This window comes from Frankia sp. AgKG'84/4 (genome assembly GCF_023242965.2).
Lineage (GTDB): Bacteria > Actinomycetota > Actinomycetes > Frankiales > Frankiaceae > Frankia.
On sequence record NZ_JALKFU020000342.1, the window covers coordinates 1 to 5,652 of the forward strand.

Below are 5,652 nucleotides of genomic sequence, written 5' to 3' on the forward strand. Positions count from 1 at the left end.
GCCAGGCACCGGGCGCCCGCCACGCGGATGATCCCGGTGGCGCGGCAGGCGCGCGGGGCCGCGAACCGCGGCTGCCGATGGGCGGGCGGTCGTTGCTGCCGACCTACCGGATCGTCGCGCACTACGGCTCGGTCGGCGGCGGCGCGCTCGGCATCCTCGGGCAGGGCACGCCCGAGCAGGCCGCGCAGCGGGTGCTCACCGCCGCGGCGCCGTTCGGCGCGGGCGATCGGCCCGTGCAACCGGCGATGGAACTGATCGCGACCGTCGCGTCGGCCTCACCCGGAGCCGACGGGCTTTACAGCACCGCGCTGACCGACGATGCCGTCGCGCCCTATCTCGCCGCCGCCCGCGCCCACCGGATGCTGCTCATCCTGGACCTGCAGCCGGGCCGCGGCCGTTTCCTCGACCAGGCCCGCCGGTACGAACGCTTCCTGCGTGAACCGGACGTCGGCCTGGCCCTGGACCCGGAATGGAAGATGGGCCCGGATCAGCGGCCCGGCAAGCAGATCGGCAGTAGCGACGCGGCCGGGCTGAACGAGGTGTCGGCCTGGCTCGCCGGCATAGTCCAGGCGAACAACCTGCCGCAGAAACTGTTCATCATTCACCAGTTCACCCAGTCGATGCTGCCCGACCGCGCCGCGATCCAGGCCCGGCCGGAACTCGCCACCGTCTTCCACATCGATGGTTTCGGCGCCCGCACGGACAAGGTCGAGAAGTACGCGCTGCTGCAGGCCCGGCCGCCGTTCTTCACCGGCTTCAAGCTGTTCCTCACCCAGGACACGAACATCTTCAGCCCGGCGGAGACGCTGGCGCTCACACCCCCGCCGGACCTGATCACGTATCAGTGAGCCGGCCAGGTCAGTGCGACAGCCGCTGGCCGCAGTAGCTGGGATCGACCACGTCAAGGCTGTTGCCGGCGCTGTTCACCGCGATGAAGGCGAAGCAGGTGGTGCTCCTGCCGAAGTCCCGCTCGAAGTCGGTCGCGGGGACGAGACCTGCCGCCGTGTAGTTCTTCGCCACCCGCAGTCCGGCGATGAAACTCTGCCTCGTCGGGCAGGGTCCGGCCGCTTTCAGGCCCCGGATGAACATGTCGGCGACGGCGTAGCCGATGAGCGCGAGAGTCTGGTCCGGATCCGGGAGATCGGGTGAGTACGCGGCCATCGCCGCGTGGTAGGCATCGGTCGCCGGCGACTTCGACTGCGGCGGGAGATAGGTGGCGCCCATCGTCAGCCCGGCTAGCCGCGGGCCGTACTGCGCCAACATCTCCGCGTTTGGCACCTCACCCCCGGAGATGGCGACCTTCAGATGCACCCCGGCCTGCCGGGCCGCCACCATGAACCGCGCGAAGGTCCCGGTGGTGACCGATCCGGTCAGCACATCAATCTTCTCGTCGAGCATCTCCCGCACGACACTGTCGATCTGCGTGTCGGTCGGCGGCTCGTCCACGGCCGTCATGACGACCGGCATGCCGACCGCCTGGAGGCTTTTCTCCTTCTGCACGGCGGCGTCGGCGCTGAACCTGGGCGCGATACGCGCGGAGAGAACGATCGCCCGGGAGCCACCATGATCCTTGGCGTACCTGCCGTAGGTGTCGATATCGCCCTGGGAGTACGAGAAGGCGAACATGTTGCGATTCTGGGCCCACACCGGCTCCGCGGCGATCCCGGCGACCGGGACGCCCTGGTCGGCAAGGTACTTCGCGCTGCCCGTGGCCACGGTGCTCATCTCGATCAGACCGAAGTCCTGGTGCTTCTCGACCAGCTCACGAGCCATCACGGAGTTGATCGCCGACTGGCTCTGGTCGTCCCGCCAGTCGTAGGCCAGGCGACGCCCGTTCACGCCGCCCACCGCGTTCTCGACACCGAAACGGGCCGCGATTCCTGCCCGCGACGGCCCCAGCGCTTCGCTGCCGGCGCCGGTGAACGTGTACAGCAACCCGGCCCGGATCTCGTTCGCCGTCACTCCCGGGGTGTGACAGGTTCTCGCCGAGCCCTGACTCGGGCCGCTCCCACAGCCGCCCAGCGCAACGGCGCATAACCATACCCCGACCAAGATCGCCGTTGATCTCCTGGCAACCACGTCCAGCCCTCCCAGAGCCGACAGATTTGGTCGCCACCGTAATCCGAAAGAAACAGCTAATTGTCTATGCGCCCACAATGCGATCTGTGGGGCGTCGCCGCGCGATCCCGACAGTAGCAGGCGAATAGCCGCGGCAAAGCCCCATCAACCGAACCGCGAGCGGGACGAGCCACCTTCGGAAAAACATCTCGCCGCTTCATCGCCGGTTCGGCCGCCTCGATCACACCCGCGACACGGGCAGTCGACCAGGCGACAGGTTCCCGCCGACCTACCCAACCGGGCGACCGATGCGGTCAGCACGTCGATTCTGTGGGAGTGAATCTCCCGCGCGATGCTCTGGACCTGCGCGTCGCCTGCCGTCAACGGGACCTTTCCGCGACTCCCCCGCGCCACTCGACCGCTTCGTTCACGGCTCAAGCCCGACGGCGGGGGGGGGGGGGGGGGGGGGGGGGGGCGGGCGCCCCCCCCCCCCCCCCCCCCCCGCGCCCGGAGGTAGGCCGAGCGCAGCAGCGCCGCACGGTCCTCACCTGGGTCGTGGACGGGGCCGACGACGTGGATGACGTGACGGGCGGGTAACCGGCCGGCCGTCGTCGCGACCGCCTCGCCCGTCGCCAGCCCAGCCGGCAGGCTGGTCTGGCGCAGCCGGCGGCACGCGGCGAGGATCTCGGGCCCGCCGGCGGCGTGGATCGCCCCGTCAACCCCGCCGCCGCCGAGCAGACTGCTGTTCGCGGCGTTCACGATCGCGTCCGTCGCCACCCGGGTGATATCGCCCTGCTCGAGACCCACCTGCACCATGCCACCCAGTCTTATCGATCGTGCCCCGATCGCGGCGGCAGACCCGAGGTGCCCGACTGGTTCGACGTTCCACGGTGTGGCGCGATTGCGACTCGACCGGGACTGCGGTCGGATGGAGGGAGTCTGGCCGCGCCGGGGCCGCGTTCCCCGGCTCCCCGCAGGGCGGTGGCGGCCGGGAGCAGACAGGCGGCCGGGTGGCCGGGAAGGGATGGCGGCGGTGGCTGCGCAGCTCGTGGTGTTCGGATTCGACAGTCCCGATCAGGCACGGCGGGCATGGTCGCTGGGCCGGCGGCTACGGCGGCGCAAACGGCTCGACCTCGCCGATGGCGCGCTGGTGGGCCGGGATCACGACGGCCGGGTCACGGTCCGTCATCTCGCCAGCCCGGGTTGCACGGCGGCCCTCGGCGGTGCGGTGTGCGGCGGGGTGGCGGGGGCGGTGTTCCTCGCGCCGATCCTGGGGCTTGGCCTCGGTGCGGGTGCGGGCGCGCTGGCCGGCCGGCTGCGCCGCTCGGGCATCGACGAGGCGATGGTCCGGCGGATCGCCGGCCATCTGCGGCCGGGCCGGGCCGCGGTGATCGTTCTGGTCCGCGGCTCGGTCGACGACGTCACCGCGGCGCTGCGGCCGCATCAGCCCGTCGTGCTCATGACGACGCTGCCGGCGGAGCGGGAACGCCGCCTCGCGCGCCTGCTGAGCCAGCGGCCCGCGCCCGCCTGATCCCCCTGGCGCGCGTGCCCCGCCCTGCCCAGCCCACAGCGGGCGGGCAGGGCGGGAGACGCGTCAGGGGCGAGTGGGCCGAGCCGTCGGTGCGATCTTGTCCAGCACCGCGAGGTCGTCCGCCCGGGGCTGCCATTCGCCGGCGGTCGCGTTCGCGCGCACCTGTCCCGCGCTGGTCGCCCCGGCGATGACGGAGGTGACGCCGGGCTGCGCGGCCAGGCCACCGATCGCCACGTCGAGCAGCGAGCGGTCCCGCTCCCGGGCGAAGGTCTCCAGCACGTCGAGGCGGTCGAAGACGTCGTCGGTCAGCTCGTCCTGGCGCCCGGCGAGCCGAGTGCCGGCCGGCGGGGCCTCGTCCCGCTGGTACTTGCCGGTGAGCAGCCCGTTCTCCAGCGGGAAGTACGGGATCACCCCGACGCCGTACTTCAGGGTGGCCGGGACGAGCTCGGCCTCGACGTCCCGGTTGAGCAGGCTGTAGTGGTTCTGCGCGGAGATGAACCGGGTCGCGCCCGAGGCGCGCGCGGTCCACTCGGCGTCCGCCACCTGCCAGGCGTCGAGGTTGCAGGCGCCGATGTAGCGCACCTTGCCCTCCTTGACGATCTCGTCAAGCGCTTCGAGGGTCTCCTCGATGGGCGTGAACGCGTCGAGGTTGTGTAGCTGGTAAAGATCGATGTGATCCGTCTGCAGTCGGCTCAGCGAACCCTCGACGGCCTTGCGAATGTATCGGCGGGACGCCCGCGCGCGGAAGTCCTGGCCATACATTCCGCCCATGTCGTTGCCGAACTTCGTGGCGAGTACCACATCATCGCGCCGGCCGCGCAGGACATGTCCGAGCAGTGTCTCCGAACCACCCTTGTTGCCATAGCTGTCAGCGGTGTCGAAGAAGGTGATCCCAGCGTCGAGCGCGGCATCCACGACCGCGCGGGTCCCGGCAAGGTCGACGCGCGAACCGAAGTTGTTGCATCCCAGACCGACGACGGATACCAGTAGACCGGACGATCCCAGCGAGCGATAGCGCATGGGGTAAATACACCACATCGGCCCGTGGCCCACGTAACCAGGTCCGCCGACCACGGGCCGACACACGATCGCCGCGTCCATTCACCGGTCGTTTGCCGGTGCGGCCGAATTCGTGGTCAGTGCTGCGGGGCGGCGTCCACCACAGCACGGCCGACGGCCTCCGCGGCGCGCCGCGTCGAGGTGCGCGCGGCGCGCGACTGGCTCACGGCGGTCCGGGTGCGCTCCGTGGCCTGCTCGGTCGACGGGCTGCGCCGGATGCTCGCCACCCGGCGCTCACCGCGGGTCGCGAACGAGTTGTACAGGTTGTTCGCGCGGCCCTGCAGGTCGGAGATCTGAGCCGTCACCGTCGCTGGCAGCGCCCGCACGGCTGTGCCGACCTGGGTCGGGACCCGCGAGGCCTGCACGGGCAGCGAACCGACCCGGTCGGTGATCCGGCGGACCTCGGTGCTGGTGGTCGTCGGCAGCGCGAGCAGCTTCGCGACGGCGATGTCCGCTGCCCCCACCGAGGCGAGCAGTGGCTTGCGGACCTCCGTCAGCGCCGCCTTGGCCTCGGTCCGGCCCGCGGCCCTCGGTGCGGTCCTGGTGCCCCGGGCCTGGGCGCTGGAGCGGGTGGTGCCGCCGGAACGGGCGGCGGTCGACCTCGTCGACCGGGTCGACGAGGTCGACGCCGTCGAGCTGGGAGAGGTCGTTCGAGTGGTGGCCATCGGGTCTCCTCAGGGGGTGATTGTCGTTGTCGTCGTTCGGCGTTCCTGGGTTCCGGCCGGCGCCGTGTGGTGGTCCGGTCCTGGCTGTCGGGTCAGGGGAAGCTTGATCGTCGGTCGTCGGTCGTCGGTCGTCGGTCGTCGGTCGTCGGTCGCGCACGGCTCGGCGCCTCGCCGGCCCGGCCGCGTCGCCGCGACCGCCGGCCGGTCGTCATGACAGGGGCGGGACGTCATGACGAGGGCCGGTCGTCATGACAGCTCGGTGGGCCCCGGTGTTGCCGGCGCCGGCCCGGCCGGATCGGGAGCGCCCGCGGGAGCGGTCGGCGCGGTGTCCGCCGGTGC

General features: G+C 71.4%; 6 protein-coding genes. 2 read left to right on the forward strand and 4 right to left on the reverse strand.

Annotated elements, in window-relative coordinates; translation table 11 throughout:
- On the forward strand, positions 1-848 hold an 848-nt coding region (locus tag MXD58_RS18570; protein WP_250609638.1), incomplete at its 5' end, for a hypothetical protein.
- A 10-nt stretch (positions 849-858) separates the two neighbouring features.
- Here the strand turns inward: MXD58_RS18570 and MXD58_RS18575 are convergent.
- Both MXD58_RS18575 and MXD58_RS31725 read right to left on the reverse strand, forming a co-directional pair.
- Positions 859-1,962: an ABC transporter substrate-binding protein gene (locus tag MXD58_RS18575; RefSeq protein WP_248839748.1), complete on the reverse strand. Its 1,104-nt coding sequence runs from the start codon at positions 1,960-1,962 to the stop codon at positions 859-861.
- 261 nt (positions 1,963-2,223) lie between these two features.
- Positions 2,224-2,865 (reverse strand): macro domain-containing protein, encoded by a 642-nt coding sequence (locus MXD58_RS31725; protein ID WP_250609639.1) that lies wholly within the window; start codon positions 2,863-2,865, stop codon positions 2,224-2,226.
- A gap of 217 nt (positions 2,866-3,082) precedes the next feature.
- Between MXD58_RS31725 and MXD58_RS18585 the strand changes: the two genes are divergently transcribed.
- Positions 3,083-3,589: a DUF1269 domain-containing protein gene (locus MXD58_RS18585; RefSeq protein ID WP_248839598.1), complete on the forward strand. Its 507-nt coding sequence runs from the start codon at positions 3,083-3,085 to the stop codon at positions 3,587-3,589.
- A 63-nt stretch (positions 3,590-3,652) separates the two neighbouring features.
- On the opposite strand, the gene MXD58_RS18590 is transcribed toward MXD58_RS18585, so the two are convergent.
- A complete protein-coding gene (locus MXD58_RS18590) occupies positions 3,653-4,609 on the reverse strand; it encodes an aldo/keto reductase (protein WP_248839599.1) in 957 nt (318 codons plus the stop codon).
- Between the two features lie 116 nt (positions 4,610-4,725).
- Complete coding sequence (locus MXD58_RS18595) at positions 4,726-5,313, reverse strand: hypothetical protein (protein WP_248839600.1); 588 nt, start codon at positions 5,311-5,313, stop codon at positions 4,726-4,728.
- Positions 5,314-5,652: the final 339 nt, after the last annotated feature.

Excerpts from the sequence above, each read along its gene's own strand:
- MXD58_RS18595 (WP_248839600.1), bottom strand. The coding sequence starts at position 5,313 with ATGGCCACCACTCGAACGACCTCTCCCAGCTCGACGGCGTCGACCTCG.
- MXD58_RS18585 (WP_248839598.1), top strand. The coding sequence starts at position 3,083 with ATGGCGGCGGTGGCTGCGCAGCTCGTGGTGTTCGGATTCGACAGTCCC.
- MXD58_RS18590 (WP_248839599.1), bottom strand. The coding sequence starts at position 4,609 with ATGCGCTATCGCTCGCTGGGATCGTCCGGTCTACTGGTATCCGTCGTC.